This window comes from Kribbella albertanoniae (genome assembly GCF_004348455.1).
Taxonomy (GTDB): domain Bacteria; phylum Actinomycetota; class Actinomycetes; order Propionibacteriales; family Kribbellaceae; genus Kribbella; species Kribbella albertanoniae.
Genome location: NZ_SMKA01000542.1, coordinates 1 through 1,056 on the forward strand (window position 1 = coordinate 1; position 1,056 = coordinate 1,056).

Genomic DNA, 1,056 nt, shown 5'->3' on the forward strand with positions numbered 1-1,056 from the left:
GCTGATGCTTGGGGGGTGAACTCGAAGCTGAAGCTGCTCGCAGAAGGGCAGAACGGGGTGTTCAGTCGCGGGCAGGCCGCGGACTGCGGCTATACGCCTGGCCAGATCCGCGACCGGATCCGGGACCGTCGGTGGGTGCGGATCCGCCACGGTCAGTACGCCGAAGCGGTCGATCTGAGCCACCTGCCGCCCTGGGAGCAACTCCTCCTGAGTCATCGGAGGCTCGTCCACGCGGTCATGAACTCGATGGGTGCGGACACCGTTGCCGTGAGCCACCAGTCGGCGCTCGCTCTGCACGGCGTGCCGCTCTGGGGGCCGGATCTGACCGAGGTGCAGGTCAGCCGGATGGACACACACCGCGGCGGCCGGATCGGCGGCGTACGCCATCATCGCGGCAGGCTGACCGAGGCGGACCTGACCGTGGTGAGTGGTCTGACCGCCACAACGGTGTCCCGAGCCCTGCTCGAATTGGCCTGTACGACGTCCTTCGAAGCGGCCGTGGTGAGCGCGGACGCCGTACGGCGTGATTTTCCTGTCAGCCCGGATGAGTGGCAACGTCTGCAGGCGGCGACCGAGTTCTGGCCCGGAAGTGCGACCGCGAGGGCAGCGCTGGCCTTCAGCAATCCGTTGTCGGAGTCGGTCGGCGAGTCACGGCTCCGGGTGCTGGCGCATAGCCACGGGCTGCCAGCTCCGGTGCTTCAGGCCGAGTTCGCCGATGCACTTGGGTTCATCGGCCGGGTCGATTTCTACTTCGCCGGCTACCGGACCGTCGTCGAGTTCGACGGGATGGTCAAGTACGCCGGCAACACGCGTGAGCGCCTGATCCAGGAGAAGCTCCGGGAGGACCGCCTGCGTGCACTCGGACTGCAGGTCGTGCGGATCACCTGGGCCGACCTCGCGGACCCTGCCCGGGTCGTTGCCCTCATCCGCGCAGCATTCGCCCGGGCCTGACAATCCGGGCCCAACAACCACGGCTGGCCCGTCGAACTGGAGGGTTGCCCCCTGAAATTTTCGATGGGCAACCCCCCAACTCGGGGGATATCCACTGAGTTGGGG

Annotated in this window: 1 protein-coding gene; it reads left to right on the top strand. The window is 67.3% G+C overall.

Features of this window, described 5'->3' with window-relative positions; genetic code table 11:
* Positions 1-951 (top strand): type IV toxin-antitoxin system AbiEi family antitoxin domain-containing protein (locus E1261_RS44890; protein ID WP_238176868.1); only part of this gene is annotated, 951 nt, incomplete at its 5' end.
* Between the last annotated feature and the right edge of the window lie 105 nt (positions 952-1,056).